At 37.1% G+C, this 18,987-nt stretch carries 16 protein-coding genes; all 16 read left to right on the top strand.

All coding sequences use genetic code 11. The annotated features are described in order from the left end of the window. Positions 1-28 precede the first annotated feature (28 nt). The 16 genes from ACYQ0E_RS01740 to fcl all read left to right on the top strand — a co-directional run bounded on the left by ACYQ0E_RS01740 (position 29) and on the right by fcl (position 18,834). Positions 29-577: a polysaccharide biosynthesis/export family protein gene (locus ACYQ0E_RS01740; RefSeq protein WP_460186535.1), complete on the top strand. Its 549-nt coding sequence runs from the start codon at positions 29-31 to the stop codon at positions 575-577. Further along, positions 577-2,829 (top strand): GumC family protein, encoded by a 2,253-nt coding sequence (locus tag ACYQ0E_RS01735; RefSeq protein ID WP_460186534.1) that lies wholly within the window; start codon positions 577-579, stop codon positions 2,827-2,829. The genes ACYQ0E_RS01740 and ACYQ0E_RS01735 overlap by 1 nt, the downstream gene beginning before the upstream one ends. 24 nt (positions 2,830-2,853) lie before the next feature. Continuing rightward, the gene (locus tag ACYQ0E_RS01730) at positions 2,854-3,576 is read left to right on the top strand and encodes a tyrosine-protein phosphatase (RefSeq protein WP_460186533.1); all 723 of its coding nucleotides are present in this window, start codon (positions 2,854-2,856) and stop codon (positions 3,574-3,576) included. A 454-nt stretch (positions 3,577-4,030) separates the two neighbouring features. Then, complete coding sequence (locus ACYQ0E_RS01725; RefSeq protein WP_460186532.1) at positions 4,031-4,753, top strand: hypothetical protein; 723 nt, start codon at positions 4,031-4,033, stop codon at positions 4,751-4,753. A 129-nt stretch (positions 4,754-4,882) separates the two neighbouring features. After that, positions 4,883-6,163, top strand: a complete 1,281-nt coding sequence (locus tag ACYQ0E_RS01720) for a nucleotide sugar dehydrogenase (RefSeq protein WP_460186531.1) — start codon at positions 4,883-4,885, stop codon at positions 6,161-6,163. Positions 6,164-6,267: 104 nt separating this feature from the next. Continuing rightward, positions 6,268-7,491 carry a flippase gene (locus ACYQ0E_RS01715; RefSeq protein WP_460186530.1) on the top strand — a complete coding sequence of 408 codons (1,224 nt, stop codon included), beginning with the start codon at positions 6,268-6,270 and terminating at the stop codon, positions 7,489-7,491. A gap of 89 nt (positions 7,492-7,580) precedes the next feature. Then, positions 7,581-8,861 (top strand): oligosaccharide repeat unit polymerase, encoded by a 1,281-nt coding sequence (locus ACYQ0E_RS01710; RefSeq protein ID WP_460186529.1) that lies wholly within the window; start codon positions 7,581-7,583, stop codon positions 8,859-8,861. After that, positions 8,858-9,958: a glycosyltransferase gene (locus ACYQ0E_RS01705; protein ID WP_460186528.1), complete on the top strand. Its 1,101-nt coding sequence runs from the start codon at positions 8,858-8,860 to the stop codon at positions 9,956-9,958. The genes ACYQ0E_RS01710 and ACYQ0E_RS01705 overlap by 4 nt, the downstream gene beginning before the upstream one ends. Beyond that, positions 9,945-11,099 (top strand): glycosyltransferase, encoded by a 1,155-nt coding sequence (locus ACYQ0E_RS01700; protein ID WP_460186527.1) that lies wholly within the window; start codon positions 9,945-9,947, stop codon positions 11,097-11,099. Before ACYQ0E_RS01705 ends, ACYQ0E_RS01700 begins: the two co-directional genes overlap by 14 nt. After that, positions 11,096-12,238 carry a polysaccharide pyruvyl transferase family protein gene (locus ACYQ0E_RS01695; RefSeq protein WP_460186526.1) on the top strand — a complete coding sequence of 381 codons (1,143 nt, stop codon included), beginning with the start codon at positions 11,096-11,098 and terminating at the stop codon, positions 12,236-12,238. Before ACYQ0E_RS01700 ends, ACYQ0E_RS01695 begins: the two co-directional genes overlap by 4 nt. Further along, a complete protein-coding gene (locus ACYQ0E_RS01690; protein WP_460186525.1) occupies positions 12,225-12,794 on the top strand; it encodes an LbetaH domain-containing protein in 570 nt (189 codons plus the stop codon). Before ACYQ0E_RS01695 ends, ACYQ0E_RS01690 begins: the two co-directional genes overlap by 14 nt. Beyond that, entirely contained in the window at positions 12,787-14,193 is a 1,407-nt protein-coding gene (locus tag ACYQ0E_RS01685; protein WP_460186524.1) for a Coenzyme F420 hydrogenase/dehydrogenase, beta subunit C-terminal domain, read from the top strand. The genes ACYQ0E_RS01690 and ACYQ0E_RS01685 overlap by 8 nt, the downstream gene beginning before the upstream one ends. Beyond that, positions 14,193-15,125, top strand: a complete 933-nt coding sequence (locus tag ACYQ0E_RS01680; RefSeq protein ID WP_460186523.1) for a glycosyltransferase family 2 protein — start codon at positions 14,193-14,195, stop codon at positions 15,123-15,125. The genes ACYQ0E_RS01685 and ACYQ0E_RS01680 overlap by 1 nt, the downstream gene beginning before the upstream one ends. Continuing rightward, positions 15,122-16,348 (top strand): glycosyltransferase WbuB, encoded by a 1,227-nt coding sequence (locus tag ACYQ0E_RS01675; RefSeq protein ID WP_460186522.1) that lies wholly within the window; start codon positions 15,122-15,124, stop codon positions 16,346-16,348. The genes ACYQ0E_RS01680 and ACYQ0E_RS01675 overlap by 4 nt, the downstream gene beginning before the upstream one ends. A gap of 24 nt (positions 16,349-16,372) precedes the next feature. After that, positions 16,373-17,491 carry a GDP-mannose 4,6-dehydratase gene (gene gmd / locus ACYQ0E_RS01670; protein WP_460186521.1) on the top strand — a complete coding sequence of 373 codons (1,119 nt, stop codon included), beginning with the start codon at positions 16,373-16,375 and terminating at the stop codon, positions 17,489-17,491. Between the two features lie 383 nt (positions 17,492-17,874). Then, positions 17,875-18,834: a GDP-L-fucose synthase gene (fcl, locus tag ACYQ0E_RS01665; RefSeq protein WP_460186520.1), complete on the top strand. Its 960-nt coding sequence runs from the start codon at positions 17,875-17,877 to the stop codon at positions 18,832-18,834. Positions 18,835-18,987 lie beyond the last annotated feature (153 nt).

The following is an 18,987-nucleotide window of genomic DNA, read 5'->3' as shown; positions in this document are numbered from 1 at the left end:
GCCTAAAAAATCCAGGAGTTGTGACTGCATGAAGTTTTATGCCCGTCTATTAATCAGTTTATTCATCCTCATTTCATTAAACACCTATGCAAGCGGTAGCACCACGAGTAGTAATGCCAAATATGAACTTTCATCTGGAGATGTTATCTCCATTACCGTATTTGCAGAACCTGACTTAAGCATCGATGAAATTAAACTGAATGAAACGGGTAGCTTCTCCTACCCTTTTATAGGTGAAATTAAAGCTCAAGGCTTAACTGCACCAGAACTTCAAAAAAAGATTACAACGGCCTTATCTGGCGACTATCTAATCAATCCAAAAGTCACTGTTAGTATTCTTAAATATCGCCAATTTTATATCAGTGGCGAAGTCAAAAACCCAGACGGCTACCCTTTTCAGCCAGGCTTAACCGTTCGTAGAGCAATAGCTCTAGCGGGAGGCTTAACCGAGCGTGCATCTGAACGAAGAATGTCCATTATTCGTGAGACCGACCCACGAAAAATACCAAAAACTGTCAATATGGAAGATTTAATCATGCCAGGGGACACCGTTACAATTGATCAAGGTTTCTTTTAATGGAAAACACATTGCCATCACAACAAAATAAAAGCATTGCAACAAACTCCCTATCCGCTCCAACACAAGAAAATAGCGATGTCATTGACTTATTACCGCTTTTTAAAACCGTATGGCGTAAAAAGTGGAGCATACTTGGTCTAGTCTTTATCGTTATGCTATTAACGACTTTAGTGGTTATGAGCATTATCCCAACCTATCGCGCATCTACAACCATGCAAATAGAGCAACAGCAATCAAAAGTTGTTTCGTTTGAACAGATTTACGGTCTTGATTCAAGCAGTGAATATCTACAAACCCAGTTTGAACTATTAAAATCACGTGCTTTAGCTGAAAAAGTCGTTAAATTATTAGACTTAACACACCATAAAGAGTTTGATCCAGCTCAACAAGAGCCACCACTAATAGACATTAAAGCCTTTATTCGTAGCCTGCAGTTAAGCAAAACATTACCAGGCCTGGTACCCGAAAGCTTTGATAACCCAACACCTCCAACAAAAGCAGAAATTCTAGACAACGTTGTAAAAGCCTTTAGGGATAGAATCAGTATCTCCCCGATCAAAAAAAGCCAATTAGTCGTTATAAATGTTGATATGGCGGATGCAAAAATGGCTGCAAAAGCAGCAAACATGATTGGTGAAACGTTTATAAACAGCCAACTTGATGCATCTATGGAAGCCACCGTTAACGCTTCTAAATGGATGAATTCACGTTTATCTGATCTCAAAAAGACCCTTCAAGCAGCAGAAAATAAACTTCAAGCATTTAAAGATAAAGAAGGCCTGATTGATGTTGACGGAATTGTTACCGTATCGGCAAATGAACTTTCTGCTATCAATGAACGTTTGGTTGATGCAAGAACCAAACGTGCCGAAGCCGAGAGCCAATACCGTCAAGTAAAAGGCATCCGAAAAGATGATTGGAAAAAACTAGCCTCTTTACCAGCCGTGTTAAGCAACCCTTTAATTCAAACCTTTAAAACTGAAGAAGCCAAAGCACAAGCCAAAGTCGACGAACTTTCTAAACGTTATGGTAAACGTCACCCAGCAATGCAAAGTGCACTTAGTGACCTAAAAGCCTCTCAGGCTAGCTTAAAATCTCAAGTTTTACAAATTGTCGCAGGTATTCAAAGTCAATATCAAATTGCGAGCGCAAATGAATACTCTCTAAATAATTCAGTAAAAGCAAACAAAGAACAAATCAAAGACATTTCTAAAAATGAATTTAAACTGCGTGAATTACAACGTGAAGTAGATTCAAACCGTGCTATCTTTGACACCTTTATGACTCGTCTTAAAGAAACGACCGCCACTTCTGACTTAGATACCACCAATGCAAGAATTGTTGACCCAGCAGTTGTGCCTAATGCACCCATTAAACCTAAAAAAGCCTTAATCATTATTATTGCTGGATTCTTAGCTGGTCTATTTGCGGTATTTTTAACCCTACTGTCTAATGCGTTAAACAATACCTTTAAATCGGCTGATGAAATTGAAGCCAAACTCAATCTACCCGTATTAGGTATTTTGCCATTGGTTAAAGCCAAAGACAGAAGAGGAGTTGCCGAACTATACATAGGCAATGAAAACCGCCCCTTTACCGAGTCAGTTAAAACTATTCGCACATCCATCATGTTATCCAGTATAGATAACCCACATAAAGTCTTAGTGGTTACCTCCTCTATACCTGGCGAAGGTAAAACAACCGTTTCAACTAACTTATCCATCTCACTGGGTGAAATGGAAAAAGTACTACTAATTGAAGCCGACATGCGTCGCCCAACTATGGCCAAAACTTTTCAATTACCGGTAGGCACACCAGGCCTGGCAAATCTTATTGCTGGTACATCCGAGTTAGAATCATGCATTCAACAAGTCGATGGTGTCGATCTAATGGTGGCAGGAATCGTTCCACCAAACCCGCTAGAACTTCTATTAACAGAAAAATTTAAATCCATTTTAGAAGAACTAATGACTGTTTACGATCGTATAGTCATAGACTCACCTCCAGTACATGCCGTAAGTGATGCTCAAGTACTCTCTACCTTTGCAGATTCACTCATCTACGTGGTTAAATCAGATTCAACGGTAAGAGACAATGTAGCAAAAGGCGTGGGGCAATTACTCCAAAATAATGCACCAATAAAAGGCATTGTATTAAACCAAGTAGACATTAAAAAAGCCCAAAAACAAGGCTACTCTTACAGTGGATACTATGACTACTACGGTTACAGCAATGGTAAAAAAGGTTAATGAAAAGCACTGAGAGCAACTAACGTGTATGACTTACACAACCATCTTCTCCCTGGTATTGATGACGGTGCACCCGACATCAATACCTCAATTGAGTTGGCAAAAATAGCCATAGAAGAAGGGATTACCCACATGGTATGCACACCGCATATTCATTCAGGGCGGTTTGACAACAACCTATACATCATTAATAAAGCATTAAATAAATTTAAAACAGCACTCTCGCAAGAAAACCTAAATTTAAAAGTAGCGGCAGCAGCAGAAGTCAGAATTGGGCCAGAAATCATTCAAGCCGCAAAACTCAACACCCTACCCTTTTTAGGCGAATGGAATGGCAAAAAAGTTCTGCTACTAGAGCTGCCCGCCACAACCATTCCTGTTGGAAGTGATAATTTAACCAAATGGTTAATTTCACAAGACATACTACCCATTATTGCGCACCCCGAGCGTAATCAAGCCATAATAGACAATCCCAATAAACTTAAACCCTTTCTAGATCAAGGTTGTTTAACACAGCTTACCGCAGGTGCTTTAACAGGAAACTTTGGCCAAAGCAGTAAACGCATAGCAGAGCAATTACTAAAAGAAAACAAAATTACCATTATGGCAACAGATGCACACAACCTTAAATACAGACCACCTCATTTAACAAATAGCTTACAAGCAGCAATAGAATTAATAGGTGAAGTCAAAGCAAAACAACTGGTAATAGACAACCCAATGGAAATGACTAAAAACATATTTTAAAAAGCAGAGATTACCCGATCAAGTCCGATAATGACGAATTTAGTGCAACCGTCATCCCCGGGCTTGACCCGGGGATCTCAAACGGCAAAACATAGATTATCCTGTCAAGCTGGATAATGACGTAATTGAAGATATTACCCGATCAAGTCGGGTAATGACGTGTTGGGCTGAATAATAACGTAACGGGAAAGATTATCGGATCAAGTCCGATAATGACGAATTTGGTGCCACCGTCATCCTCGAACTTAACCAACACCGTCATCCTCGGGCTTGACCCGGGGATCTCAAACGGCAAAACATAGATTATCCAGTCAAGCAGGATAATGACGTAATTGACGAGATTACCCGATCAAGTCGGGTAATGACGTGATGAGTAATCACAAACCATCCATCGTCATCCTCGGGCTTGACCCAGGGATCTAAACAACCAACAAACATAGACCAGTGACTAAAAATGAATAACAGCCAAACTCACATAAGTAATAAGATCAAAGCGGCAAGCCTACTATTAATAGCAGGCCTGGTAATTTATCTCAGTGTGCAAATGTTTCTGTCTAGTCTTTATTCATTACAAACCAACCTATTTTTAAACGACTGGCAAAACAAAATAAATACATCGCAAGAGGTTACATTTAAACCCAGTGATCAAGCCTGGTTAAATGCCAACCAAGCCAGTCAAAAAGCCATTAACAGTTATCCCGTTAACAATGGATTTTTACAAGAACTAGCCGGCAAAGTTTATCAATGGAAAACGTACGACCAACCCATTGCAGACAGTAACGCTCAACAAAACCGCTTACAAGCATTACAAGCGTATCGCAAACAAACCACAATAACTCCGTTATGGCCAAAGGCCTGGTTAAACCTATTAAGTATAAAAATTGAACTTAACCAATATGATAACGAGTTTTATCACGCCTACAACCAAATAAAACTCACATCAAATCACAATCCAGAAATTACCCCGTTATTTATTCAACTTGGCATACAGGCCTGGCAAAATCTAAATAACAAAACCCAAAGTGATATGCTTAAAATAATCACCCAACAAGCCACATCAAGCCAAACAAATGCGCTAACACTTAAACCCATTTTACAAGCCAACAACCTACTTGCGCTTACCTGTGTTTATGCTAAAGCCACAAAACAAAACACATATAACTTATGCAAAGAGTAAACGCCTTACAAAAAAGGCTACACAACACCGCATTAACACATTAATTTAAATCCATTTAATTACGCATTTTTATTTACCCAATGCTATTTACTGGTAAAATAAACGCAAAAAAAAACGTAGGGAATTAACATGAAAATCGCAGTCGCTGGAACCGGATATGTAGGCTTATCTTTAGCTGTTCTATTAGCCAAACATCATGAAGTGGTTGCACTCGATATCGTGCCCGAGAAAATAGACCTACTTAAACAAGGTATCTCTCCCATTCAGGATGATGAAATCGAAAAACATCTTGCTGAGTTTAAAACGGCGGGCAAATTAAACAATGGCAATTCAGCATCTCAAGCTGGCCTAACCGCCACATTAGACAAAGACCAGGCCTACCAAAATGCCGACTTTGTGATAATAGCCACGCCAACCGATTACGACACCGTTACCAATACGTTTAATACTCGCTCAGTAGAAGCCGTTATTGCCGATGTATTAGCCATAAACCCAAATGCCGTTATGGTCATAAAATCCACCATTCCTGTTGGCTATACCGATGACTTAAAAAAACAATTAAAAAGTCAAAACCCATCATTAAACATTAAACTCTTCTTCTCACCAGAATTCTTAAGAGAAGGTAAAGCCCTTTACGATAATCTTTATCCATCACGCATTATTGTGGGCGAAGAATCTGATCAAGCCAAAATGTTCGCAGACTTGTTAGTTGAAGGTGCAAATAAACCCGCCGCCGATATTCCCGTTCTGTTTACTAACAGCACAGAAGCTGAGGCCGTTAAACTTTTCTCTAATACTTACCTAGCCATGCGTGTCTCATACTTTAATGAACTAGACACCTATTGTGAAAGTCATGGTTTAAGTGCCAAACAAGTCATCGAAGGCGTAGGATTAGATCCGCGTATTGGTAATCACTACAACAACCCCAGTTTTGGTTACGGAGGTTACTGCCTACCAAAAGACACCAAACAACTGTTAGCCAATTATCAAGATGTACCTAATAATATTATTAGAGCCATCGTCGATTCAAACACCACCCGTAAAGATTTTGTAGCAGAACAAGTTATTAAAAAACTTCAGAACGATCCTAGCTTTGATATTCAAAATCCAACCACAGGCAATGGCATAGTGGGAATCTACCGCCTAGTAATGAAACAAGGTTCAGACAACTTTAGAGCCAGCGCTATTCAAGGCATTATGAAACGCATTAAAGCCAAAGGGATTGAAGTTGTTATTTACGAACCCGTTTTAACCGAAGAAGGCAAAACCGAATTCTTTCACTCTAAAGTCATCAGTGACTTCAATGAATTTAAACAACAAAGCAACGTCATTATTGCCAACCGCATGATTGATGATTTATTAGATGTAGCGGATAAAGTCTATACTCGTGATTTGTTTGGGAATGATTAAATCTCATAACCCTAAATTACCAGGCCTGGTAAAAACTTAGAGTGTAAATTATGTCTTTAAAAAATCAATACTAGATGAATAGTTTCAAGATTGGTGCAATAGCAATGCTTAGTGAAAAAGTTGTCAAAATGGCAACTCAACTAGGCATGCTAGTTTTATTAGCTCACTATTTAGGGCCTGAAAAACTTGGCATACTAATGTACTGCTTTGCCATTGCATCAATTTTTGTTTTTTTAAACAATCTTGGCCTAGACACACTTCTTGTAAAAAGATTTGTAGAATTCACAAGTAAACAACACTCCTATTTAATGCATGCATTTAGTATGCGTTTAATCGCGGCATTACTTAGTATTGTGCTAGTAAATACTGCTGGCTACTGGCTTATAGATGAAGAATATAGATTACTGCTATTCATTATTTCTCTTTACCACATTTTTTTACCTATTAACTTGTTTGAGTGGCTTTTTCAAGCACAAGGCAAAAGCACTTTATCTGCAATAGGGCTAATAACAGGACATCTGTTTGGTTTTGCTTTCAGGGCCTTTATTTTATATTTAGGCGGCGATTTGATATGGCTTGGATTAGCATATTCAATTGAACTAGCGGTAACAGGCTTTGTTTACCTATATTTCTTTAATCAACAAAAAAACAAAAAACAACTGAAAATAATCTCTAAACAAAGAGCTCTAAAATTACTTAATGAAGCCAAGCCTTTAATTATAAGTGGTGCCATTGTTTTGCTTTACATGAAAATGGATCAAATCATGTTAGGTTTAATGGTTTCACCAACTGAAGTTGGTATTTATGTGGCAGCAACAAGGCTAAGTGAAGCCTGGTATTTTGTGGGTTTAACTGTTATTGCTGTATTTTATCCAAAGTTTTTAATGCTCAAAAAGAACCATGGTGAAACGGCCTATGAAAATGAAATTGTCAGAATTGGTCGATTAATTGTATGGGGTGCAATCATACTAGCTTTCATTACCAGTTTTATATCACCCTACATAATAAACATACTTTACGATAAAGCTTTTGCACAATCAGCCCAAGTTTTAACCGTAGCAATGTGGGCAATCCCTTTTGTTTATTTAGGCACCATTTCTACAAAAATGCTGGTAACCGCTAATAGGCAAGATTTAGTCTTGTGGAGGAGTGTTACAGGTTTAGTCGTAAATTTAATATTAAATTTAATATTAATCCCTAAATATGGGGCTTTGGGTGCCGCAATCAGTACAGTTATTGCACAGGCCATGAGTGGTTTATTGTTCAATTTACTTGGCAAGACAAAACTGATATTTAAGATACAACTAAAAATCGTTAGCCTTTTATGAAACCAAACATTTTAAATCAATAAGAAACCTAACTTAATATGCATAATTTTAGAGTTTATTTGTATACCTTATATTACATTACGAATGTAGTGATTGCTTCAGATTTAGAGCTCTTTGCTTACACTTTGCCTGTTTTTATGGCTGTAATACTTGGTGTAGCGAGTATAAAAAGTCAACGCTTTCATCTATTAGATATATTTTGGTTTGTATCCTATTTAATGTTTGTTATACGCCCGCTTCAGATGGTTAACTTAAATGTCTACAAATTTATAGATGGCCCAACAGCAGGCTATAACTTTAATCAATCTGATTTCATTACCGCTACATTGATTCTGAGCTTGTTTTATTTCATTGTGTACTTCATGACGAGAAAACTTGCCAATACAAACCAACCACGTAGTACAACAGCCACCATATTACCCGTACAAAAACTAATGATTTTATTGTTCGGCTTTATCCTAACATATGTAATTTACATAAAAATGGCTGGTGGATTTTCAAATGTACTCCTCCCAAGAAGTGAAAAAATAAAAGATAATATCTCTCAGGGTGCTTTTGCACTCTTTGGCTTATTAACAGTCGTATACTTCTATTTTTTTTATATATATTTAACATTAGGTTTAAAACTTAAAGTACAAATTTTTCCTATTATATTAATATTAACAGGATTGCTTTTAATAATATCTAACCCTCTTAACACCCCAAGATTTTTCCTGCTAGCCACATGGGTACCAATATTTTTCTTGCTCATGAAAGACAATCTTTCTGTTACTAAATCGTATCTTTCAGCGTTTTTTGTAATAATTTTTATATTTCCCATATTAAGCCTTAGTACACGGTTTGGATTGGAAAGAGCATCAACAATCGACATAAATAGTCTGTTTTCTAATATGTGGAAACTACCTTATATTGATACGTATGACATGCTAATTTATCTAATTCATCGGCTCGCTGATATAGGATTCAGATACGGAGAAAGCTTAATTGGTATGATTTTCTTTTTTGTACCACGTGCCATTTGGGAAGGAAAACCTACACTAATTGCCTTAGATCTCGGTGATGAACTATTTTATGAGGGATATGCAGGCACACCTAATCTATCAATGTTTTATGCAGGTGAACTATATATGGATTTTTGGTATTTTGGTGTTTTACTAGCTGCTATTGCAACAGGCTGGATCCTTAAAGTTCTCCATGCTAAAAGTCAATTTGATAAAGAATATAACTCAATATTAGTGTTAATTATACTAAGCTCTGTCCCCATAATAATTAGAGGCCCTTTTGCCGCTGTAATCGGCTTAGTATTTTTCCAAATCCTTTCATTTTATTTAATTCGTAAGTTTTTACAAAAGGGCTGGCTACTTAAATGACAACAAGAAATAAACTTACAATAGTTCAACCCTATCTAACAAAATACCGTCTGCCTGTCTTTAAGGTTTTGGCCGAAAAATACGATGTTTGTTTAATTGCATCTGAATCTAAAGACTATGGTGAACTTGATTTACCTGACAATATCAAAACTGTAATTCTTAAACAGAAGTCGGTATTAAGTAACGCTTTATTTTGGCAAATTGGCTTAGTATCGAAAATTTTAAAAGAAAAGCCGCAACTTCTATTTATTACCGCAAATCCCAGGTACCTAAGCACATGGTTAACCATATTTATTGCGAAGCTTTGCGGTGTAAAAGTACTTTTACACGGACAAGGTCTTTACAGAAAAAAAACCATTAGTTTTTTTAATAAAGTGGTTTATTTTTTATTTAACCTTTTATCTGACAGATATATCGCTTATACAGAACTATCTAAGGATTCATTATCAAGCCTTCCTATTTATAAGAAAACACGAGTCGCTGACAATTCAATCGTTAATCAATATCCCGTCCACCACAAAAACACTAATGCAAATGGTATTTTATTTGTTGGTCGGTTAAGGAACGGCGCAAATATTGAACTATTAATTAATGCCGTTATTAACGTAAATGATGACACCTCTTTTAATAAACAATCAATAGAACTTTATATTGTGGGCGGCGGCACCTCACTTGAAACCTACAAGTCTGAATACAAAGAATACCCTTTCATTCATTTTCTAGGCGAAATTTACGATACAAAAGAAGTTTCAAATATTTCCCTAAACTGCTTTGCGAGCTGTTATCCAGGTGATGCAGGCCTCAGTGTTTTACACTACCAATCGTTAAGCTTGCCCCCTATTATCCATTCAGAAATGCATTCACATATGGGTCCAGAACCTAGCTATGTTGTTAATAATTTTAATGGTATTTATTTTAAACGTAATTCTCTTAAATCCTTACAGGAAGCTATTTCAAAATTAGTAAACAATCCAACTCAATTATCAAACATGCAGCACAATACTTTCAAAACTTACACCAAGCTCACCAATCCTTCTTTACCAGAACGCTTTGATGCAATAATTCAAGAGGTTTTAAACGAAAATGAAAATACTTAGAATTGTTCCATCCCTAGACCCTAAACAGGGAGGAGTTGCTGAAGCGGTTCGATTGTCGGCGGTTACATCCTACCCTGCAGATATAACAATTGATGTCGTTTGTTTTGATGAACCTACTTCAGATTGGATTATAAATGAAAAACATTTTAAGACATTTGCATTAGGAAAAGGCAAAACAGCTTACGCATTCCACTTCAAATATTTAACTTGGTTAAATCAAAATGTCAAAAAATATGATGCTGTCATTATTGATGGATTATGGATGTTTCATGTTTGGGGTGGCTACATTTGTCGCATGAAAAACGTACCCTACTTTGTTTATTCTCACGGCATGTTAGACCCTTATTTCAACCAGGATCATTTGAAATACCTAAAAAAACTACCTTTTTGGTTTTTAATAGAGCGTAACGTTCTTCAATTAGCAAGGTCTGTAATTTATACCTGTGAAGAAGAAAAGATACTCGCACAAAAATCATTCCCATTATTTAAAGCGAAATCTAGCATTGTTAGCTTAGGAATTAAAACACCTTCAGAAAAAAAAGAGGTATTAACAAATGCATTTCTAGAGGTATACCCACAATTCATTAATAAAAAGTTCGGCCTATTTCTGAGTAGAATTCATCCTAAAAAGGGAATTGATTTATTAATTAAAGCCATTGCAGAACTTGATGATGAACTACCTAATGAATTTATGATTGCCATTGCAGGCACAGGTGATGATGCATACATCAAAACTTTACAGAACCTAGCTGAAAAACTGAATATTGCTAAACGTTTTCAATGGCTAGGAATGATTACGGGTAACGTAAAATGGGGTGCTTTTAGTTCTGCTGATTTTTTTATCTTACCCTCGCATCAAGAAAACTTTGGAATTGTGGTAGCCGAAGCCTTAGCGGTAGGCACTCCTGTTTTAATCTCCGATAAAGTCAATATTTGGCGTGAAATTCAAGAAATGCATACAGGCCTGGTAAAAACAGATACTTTAGAAGGCACTAAAGAACTTATCCAGGCCTGGCTAAACCTTTCTGATGAACAAAAACAAACTATGCAAAAAAATACCGTTATTTGTTTTGAACAAAAGTTTGATATTGCTCAAGCCACTAAAAATCTAATTGGCTTAATTCAGGAAGATACAAAATGAAAATCGGCATATTAACTTTTCACTTCAGTAAAAATTATGGCGCTCTATTTCAAGCGTATGCCTTAAGAAAATGGCTACAAGAGCAAGGGCATGAAGCTGAATTTATTAATTATCAACCTGAACACTTGGAATCAGGTGGGAAAATTTCATTTAAAACCCTGTTTTCCAAATCAACGTTAAAGGTAGTTTTTCTAAAAACGATTGAATTACGTGAAAAGTTATTTGGTAATAAGAATGTTAAACAGGGATTTGATAAATTTCATGAAAACGTATTAAGTGTTAAAAGAACGGCTTTTAAATCCAAAGAAGAGTTAGAGGCTTGCAACTTTGAATTAGACCTTTTGATATGTGGCAGTGACCAAATTTGGAACCCTTCAGATCACTTTGGAGTCGATCCAGTTTATTTTTTAGATTTTAAGACACATAGTTCACCAAAAAAAATATCCTATGCTGCAAGTTTTGGGCGCTCAGAAATACCCAAATATTTTCATGATGAAATTTCAGCATTAATTAACAAACTAGATGCCATTTCAGTAAGAGAAAAATCTGGCGTCGAACTTGTTGAAAAACTTACTGGCAAAACGTCATCTCTAGTTCCAGATCCGACCTTGTTACTTTCTGATTACTCGCAGCTATTTGAGCCTTATAAAACTAAATCGGAAGATTTTGTATTCTGCTATTACTTGAGAAGTAAAAAAACAGTGGACAAAGTAGCTCAGCATGTCAGTGACTTTTATCAGTTGCCAATTTATTCACCACATAACCCACATCGACGTTGGACTGAAATTGGCGAAACCATCTACCCTTCACCAAAACAATGGTTATACCTTTTAAACAAATCTAAGTTTGTTGTGACGAATTCATTTCATGGTACGGCTTTAAGTATTTTATTAAATAAACCTTTCGTAGTGGTTGGTATTGGTGGCGGAAGAGCTAAATATAATGAAAGAGTTTTAAACCTTTTAACGCAGTTAGGATTGGAATCTAGAATTATTACTGAGTATTCAACTAAATCAGTCGCTGAGTTGATAAAGATCGACATTGATTGGGATTTAGTGAATCAAAAGGTACAAACCTTAAGGTCAACTGGTGAAGCATTTCTGTTATTTAATTTGGAACAAATAAATGAAGAAATTTGAAGGCCGAAGCTACATAGATACTATGCCGAAATCACTTAAGGCTAAGAGGTTAATTTGGGAACTGTGCTATTTTTTACTATTTCGACCTACACCACGTGTTGGCTTTAATAGGTGGCGAATATTTTTATTGCGATTATTCGGTTCGAAAATAAAAAAAGGATGTCGCGTTTTACCAACCGCTAAAATATGGGTTCCTTGGAATTTAACAATGGGTGAATATTCAGTAATAGGTGATTCAGTTGACTGTTACTGTATGGATAGTATATCTATTGGCGATAGAGTTACCGTGAGTCAAAGAGCATACTTATGCACTGGCTCACATGAAATTACTTCACTGCGACTGCCTCTAATAACAGCTCCGATTGTTATTGAAAACTATGCTTGGATTTGTTCAGAAGTTTATATTTCACCTGGTGTGACTGTTAAAGAAGGCACTGTTATTGGTGCAAGGTCTGTACTGGTAAAAACAACAGAATCTTGGTCTGTTTATGTTGGTAATGCCGCTAAAAAAATCAAGAAGAGAGAAATAACTGCCTTGGATGGGAAAAATGAATAGTTCAATTGATTCTATAAAAACTGTTGTTGAAAACAATTGCTGTGTTGGTTGTGGAGCTTGCGCTTATGTATCTAGTTCAAATATGACAATAAACCAATATGGGGAATACATTCCAAATAAACAAACTCTGAATACCTCTTTAGAACTTGCAAATGATGTTTGTCCTTCTCTTAAACCTGAACTAAATGAAAATATTTTAGCTGAAAATTTATTTTCTAATGATTGTAAGTATGAGCCTAGCTTTGGTTATTACATGGATTGCTTTGCAGGTTACTCTCTTGAAGAGGATATTAGAAATAAAGGGACATCCGGGGGAATGACAACCTGGGTAGCAGCCGAACTTTTAAGATCTAATCTAATAGACGGCGTTATTCATGCTAAACAGGTCGATCATAGTAAACCGACTGACCCATTTTATAAATATGGTTTGAGTTTCAGCGAAGAAGAAATTAAAGAGTCTTCAAAAACAAAATACCACGTAATGGAGATGAGCGAAGTCTTAAAGGAAATTGATGGAATAGATGGACGTTTTTTATTAATTGGCGTCCCTTGCATGATTAAAAGCCTTAGAAGACTTCAAAAATTTAACCCGTCTCTAAAAGAAAAAATACCTTATACAATCTCCCTCGTTTGCGGGCATTATAAGAGCATTAATTGGAGTCTGTCTTTAAGCTGGGGAGCAGGTATTGCACCAGGCTCATCTAAAGCAATTCAGTACAGAACAAAAGATTATGGTATTCCAGCTCGAGCATATGTATTCAGAGCAGAACCTAAAACAGGTGAAATTATTCAAAAAAATGCCGCTGAAGTAGCTGGTGGCAAATTCAATGCTGGAGCCTTAATGTTACCTGCCTGTGAGTTTTGCGATGACGTAATAGGTGAAACTGCTGATCTCACTATTGGAGATGCTTGGTTACCAAAATATGAAGCTGATGACAGAGGTACTAACCTTTTAGTGGTCAGAAATAAACAAATTCTAGAAACGTTATTAAAGGGTCAAACTGACCATAGAGTTTTTCTAGATCAAATCACTTCTGAAGAAGCAATGGCTTCACAATCAGGGGGGTACAGACAACGAAAAGAAGGTCTTTCTTACAGGCTGAGCAGGGAGAAAGACAAAGGAAATTGGGTACCCCAAAAAAGGGTAGCTCCAGGTGCTTACCTAGTCACTAAATCTCGAAAGAAAATCTATGATATGAGGAGTGAACTTACTACTCTATCAAGAGAATACTTTTTAGACGCTTTAGATAAAAATGATTTTTCAATTTATGAAAATAAGATAGGCGCACTTTCTAAAAAACTAAGACAAACGGAAATACGTAACAATTTTTTTAAACTCGCGCTAAATAGATTACAAAGACTTATTAGAAAACTACCTAATAGAGTGATGAAATCATAATGGAGATTTCCTCAACCAATATAAGCGTAATAATTCTTACATTTAATGAATCGTTACACATTGAACGAAGCATTAACGCCTGTTCAAATTTGAATGCTCGAGTTATTGTTGTAGATTCGTTTTCTACTGATTCTACCTGTAAGCTTGCAGAAAACTTAGGTGCCGAAGTTTTTCAAAATCCATTTATTAGCCAAGCCCAACAGTTTCAATGGGCAATGGATAATTGTGATGTCAATACCGAATGGGTTTTACGCTTAGATGCAGATGAAACCATTGATGAAAAATTAGTACAAAACATTAATACTTTTATTAATAGTGATGGTTTTGGCAATAATGGGGCTATTTTTCACCGTAAGCACATCTTTTTAGGCAAATGGGTTAGGTTTGGCGGTCGATATCCATTGGCTATGTTGCGTTTATTTAGAAATGGAAAAGCCCACGTTGAACAACGTTGGATGGACGAACATATTGTTTTGGATGAAGGTACATCAACCTTTTTAAAAGGTGGTTTTGAAGACAATAATTTAAACTCCGTTTCTTGGTTTATTGACAAGCACAACAAATACGCTACGCGTGAAATGCTTGATATTATGCTCAAAAAACATGGTTTTAGTTCTGATGATTCTATTTCTGAAGGAACAGGCCTGGCTATTCGATTAAAGCGCTTTTTAAAGCAGTCAATTTATATGAAACTGCCCTACTTTGTTCGCCCATTTATCTACTTTAATTTTCGTTATTTTATTCAATTAGGCTTTTTAGATGGTACAAGAGGTTTTGCTTACCATTTTATGCAAGGCTTTTGGTACAGAGCTTTAGTAGATTTAAAGTGCTTAGAAGTTGAAAGAGAGCTGAGTAAAATCACGTCTAGTAATGAAAAAATTCAAATTTTAGAGCAGTTTACTGGTTATAAGCTGGATGAATATAAACAATGAAAATCCTTTTAATCTCCACTAACTACTCTCCAGAGCTTACGGGTATAGGAAAATACTCAGGGGAAATGGCCCAGTGGTTATCTAAAAATGGGCATGATGTTCGGGTGATTTGTACTCCACCGTATTATCCTGAATGGAAAGTAAGTGAGGGTTATTCTGCATGGAAATATCAAAAACAGACTGCTGAAAACCTCACGGTTTACCGTTGCCCTATTTGGGTGCCTGCTAAGCCTTCTGGTTTAAAGCGTTTGGTTCATTTGGCTTCTTTTGCGTTAACCAGTTTACCTGTGGTTTTACGTCATATTTTTTGGCGAGCTGATGTGGTGATTTGTGTTGAACCACCCTTGTTTAATAGTTTTGGTGCTATTTTAACGAGCAAGTTATCGGGTGCTAAATCTATCTTACATATTCAAGATTTTGAAGTGGATGCGGCTTTTGAATTAGGTATTGTGAAAGCCAATTGGTTAAAACGTTTTATTTATGGTTTTGAACGTTTTTTAATGCGCCGCTTTGATAGGGTTTCGACAATCTCTGAAGCCATGTTAGACAAGCTTAACCAAAAAGGGATTGCTAAAGAGAAACAATTGTTTTTTCCAAACTGGGTAGATACTTCTTTTATTCACCCTTTGGACACCGTTTCTGAATATCGTGCTGAGTTAAACATTCCGCTTGATCAGCCTGTGGTTTTATATTCTGGCAATATGGGTGAAAAACAAGGTTTGGAGATTGTGATTGAAGCGGCTAAAAATCTAGCGGAAGACAATATTCAATTTATCATGTGTGGCTCGGGTGCAGCTTTAGAACGATTGCAAACTTTAGCAAAAGGTTTAGATAATATTCTTTGGTTACCTTTACAGCCTTTTGAACGCCTTAATCAGTTTTTAAACCTAGCCGATATTCACCTATTACCTCAACAAGCAGGTGCGGCTGATTTGGTTATGCCATCTAAGCTTACGGGCATTTTATCGTCTGGTCGCCCCGTTGTGGCCACCGCTCAGCAAGGTACTCAAGTAGCTTGTGTTATTGAAGGTAAAGGCATAGTCGTTGAACCAGCAGATAGCGAAGCGTTTACTGCAGCCATTAAAACCCTAGCAAATGACTCAAATATGCGTGCAGAACTAGGACGTAAAGCTAGAGCCTATGCAGAAAATAGCTTAGAATATAGCGCAATTATGCGTAATTTTGAATCCGAATTAAAAAACGAATTAGAAAAACCAATTTAAAACCCTTTTAGCGAGAAGATCAACATGAAGAAAAAAGCCCTAATAACAGGTGTCACCGGCCAAGATGGTTCTTATTTAGCCGAGTTTTTATTAGAAAAAGGCTATGAAGTTCACGGTATTAAGCGCCGAGCCTCTTCATTTAATACGCAACGTGTTGACCATATCTACCAAGATCCACATGTCGATAATAAAAACTTTATTCTGCATTACGGTGATTTAACCGATTCTTCTAACCTAACGCGTATTTTGCAAGAAGTGCAACCGGATGAAGTGTATAACTTAGGTGCACAGTCTCACGTAGCGGTTTCATTTGAATCGCCTGAATATACCGCCGATGTGGATGGTATGGGAACTTTACGTTTATTAGAAGCGATTCGTTTGTTAGGGTTAGAAAAGAAAACAAAATTTTACCAGGCCTCTACTTCTGAACTGTATGGTGAAGTACAAGAGATTCCACAAAAAGAAACCACCCCTTTTTACCCTAGATCACCGTATGCGGTTGCAAAAATGTATGCATATTGGATTGTTGTGAACTATCGTGAATCTTATGGTATGTATGCCTGTAACGGTATTTTGTTTAACCATGAATCTCCTCGCCGTGGTGAAACCTTTGTAACCCGTAAAATCACCCGTGGTTTAGCCAATATCGCCCAAGGTTTAGAACAATGTTTATACATGGGTAATATTGATGCCTTACGTGACTGGGGTCATGCCAAAGACTACGTACGTATGCAATGGATGATGTTGCAACAAGATGTCGCAGATGACTTTGTGATTGCAACGGGTGTGCAATACTCTGTACGCCAATTTATATCTTGGTCTGCAGAAGAACTGGGTATTACGCTAGAGTTTACTGGCGAAGGTCTTAATGAAAAAGGTACGATTGTAGCGATTAATGGCGATAAAGCCCCAGCGTTAAAAGTGGGTGATGTGATTGTACAAATCGACCCAAGATACTTCCGCCCTGCTGAAGTAGAAACCTTATTAGGTGATCCATCAAAAGCCAAAGCCAAACTAGGTTGGACACCAGAAATTACCGTACAAGAAATGTGTGCCGAAATGGTTGCGGAAGATTTAAAAATCGCACAACGCCATGCTTTACTAAAAGAACACGGGCATGATGTTCCAGTGTCTGTGGAGTAACTTTTACTACAAAGATTTTTACCACTAAGGCGCGAAGACACGAAGCTTTTTGAGTAAACCTAAAAGCCGTTATTACCCGATAGCACACGTCATTACCCGACTTGATCGGGTAATCTCATAATTTACCAGGCCTGGTAAAAGTGCTGGAGATCCCCGGGTCAAGCCCGAGGATGACGGTAGTTGTTGGCATGAGGATGACAGTAGTTATTGGAACGAGGTTAATAAAAAAGAATACGTTATTACCCGCGACCACAGGTTATTATCTGAGACCATAGATCATTACCCGATAGCACACGTCATTACCCGACTTGATCGGGTAATCTCTTGCAGTTTTAGCCATTAACGGTCTTAACCCTATAATCTTTTAAGGTAGAGTTTAAAACATGAAAAACATTTTTGTAGCAGGCCATAGAGGAATGGTTGGTTCTGCGATTGTTCGTCAATTAGAACAAGATGCAAACAACACTATTATTACCGCTACCCGTTCTGAATTGGATTTAACCAATCAACAAGCGGTAAACAACTTTTTTGCTGAAAATGACATTGATCAAGTCTATTTAGCGGCGGCTAAAGTGGGTGGTATTCACGCTAACAATGAATACCCTGCGGAATTCATTTATGAAAATCTAATGATGGAAGCCAATATTGTGAATGCAGCACATCTAAACAATGTACAACAGCTGCTGTTTTTAGGGTCTTCGTGTATTTATCCTAAGCTGGCTCCCCAGCCAATGAAAGAAGATGCACTTTTAACAGGCCTGTTGGAATGTACGAATGAACCTTACGCGATTGCGAAGATTGCCGGTATAAAACTATGCGAAAGCTATAATCGTCAATACGGCCGTGATTACCGCAGTGTCATGCCAACCAATCTGTATGGTGAAAATGATAACTTTCACCCAGAAAATTCACATGTGATTCCAGCGTTATTAAGACGTTTTCATGAAGCGAAAATAAACAATGACCCTGTGGTCATGGCTTGGGGTTCAGGTAAGCCCATGCGTGAGTTTTTACATGTAGATGATATGGCACAAGCCTCTATCTTTGTGATGAATTTAGATAATGCAACCTATCAAAAAGAAACTCAGCCTATGCTGTCTCACATTAACGTGGGAACAGGTGTGGATTGCACCATTAGAGAGTTAACGGAAACGGTGGCAAAAATGGTAGGTTATCAAGGTAAAATAGAGTGGGATACCACCAAACCAGATGGTGCGCCAAGAAAGTTAATGGATGTATCTCGTTTAGAACGTTTAGGTTGGAAGGCAAACACCAGTTTAGAAGCAGGTTTAACAGTTACTTATGAATGGTTTTTAGCACATCAAAATGACTATAGAGGATGAAAAATTCTTCACTTCGTTCAGAATGCCAAGATTGCAGACGAAACCGAAAGAATGGATTGGTTTAAAGCCAAAACCCTAGTTAGAATAAACTTAATCTTGAAGAATTAAACTTTCATTTAGAATGATAATAAATATGTCAGAAAAAAGGAGTTT

The organism is Thiomicrorhabdus hydrogeniphila, assembly GCF_054656895.1.
The sequence above is the reverse complement of the archived record's forward strand: the minus strand, read 5'-3'. Positions and strand labels throughout refer to the sequence as shown.

Coding starts and splice junctions, on each gene's coding strand:
- ACYQ0E_RS01740 (WP_460186535.1), top strand. CDS start 29: ATGAAGTTTTATGCCCGTCTATTAATCAGTTTATTCATCCTCATTTCA.
- ACYQ0E_RS01735 (WP_460186534.1), top strand. CDS start 577: ATGGAAAACACATTGCCATCACAACAAAATAAAAGCATTGCAACAAAC.
- ACYQ0E_RS01725 (WP_460186532.1), top strand. CDS start 4,031: ATGAATAACAGCCAAACTCACATAAGTAATAAGATCAAAGCGGCAAGC.
- ACYQ0E_RS01720 (WP_460186531.1), top strand. CDS start 4,883: ATGAAAATCGCAGTCGCTGGAACCGGATATGTAGGCTTATCTTTAGCT.
- ACYQ0E_RS01715 (WP_460186530.1), top strand. CDS start 6,268: ATGCTTAGTGAAAAAGTTGTCAAAATGGCAACTCAACTAGGCATGCTA.
- ACYQ0E_RS01705 (WP_460186528.1), top strand. CDS start 8,858: ATGACAACAAGAAATAAACTTACAATAGTTCAACCCTATCTAACAAAA.
- ACYQ0E_RS01700 (WP_460186527.1), top strand. CDS start 9,945: ATGAAAATACTTAGAATTGTTCCATCCCTAGACCCTAAACAGGGAGGA.
- ACYQ0E_RS01695 (WP_460186526.1), top strand. CDS start 11,096: ATGAAAATCGGCATATTAACTTTTCACTTCAGTAAAAATTATGGCGCT.
- ACYQ0E_RS01690 (WP_460186525.1), top strand. CDS start 12,225: ATGAAGAAATTTGAAGGCCGAAGCTACATAGATACTATGCCGAAATCA.
- ACYQ0E_RS01685 (WP_460186524.1), top strand. CDS start 12,787: ATGAATAGTTCAATTGATTCTATAAAAACTGTTGTTGAAAACAATTGC.
- ACYQ0E_RS01680 (WP_460186523.1), top strand. CDS start 14,193: ATGGAGATTTCCTCAACCAATATAAGCGTAATAATTCTTACATTTAAT.
- ACYQ0E_RS01675 (WP_460186522.1), top strand. CDS start 15,122: ATGAAAATCCTTTTAATCTCCACTAACTACTCTCCAGAGCTTACGGGT.
- gmd (WP_460186521.1), top strand. CDS start 16,373: ATGAAGAAAAAAGCCCTAATAACAGGTGTCACCGGCCAAGATGGTTCT.
- fcl (WP_460186520.1), top strand. CDS start 17,875: ATGAAAAACATTTTTGTAGCAGGCCATAGAGGAATGGTTGGTTCTGCG.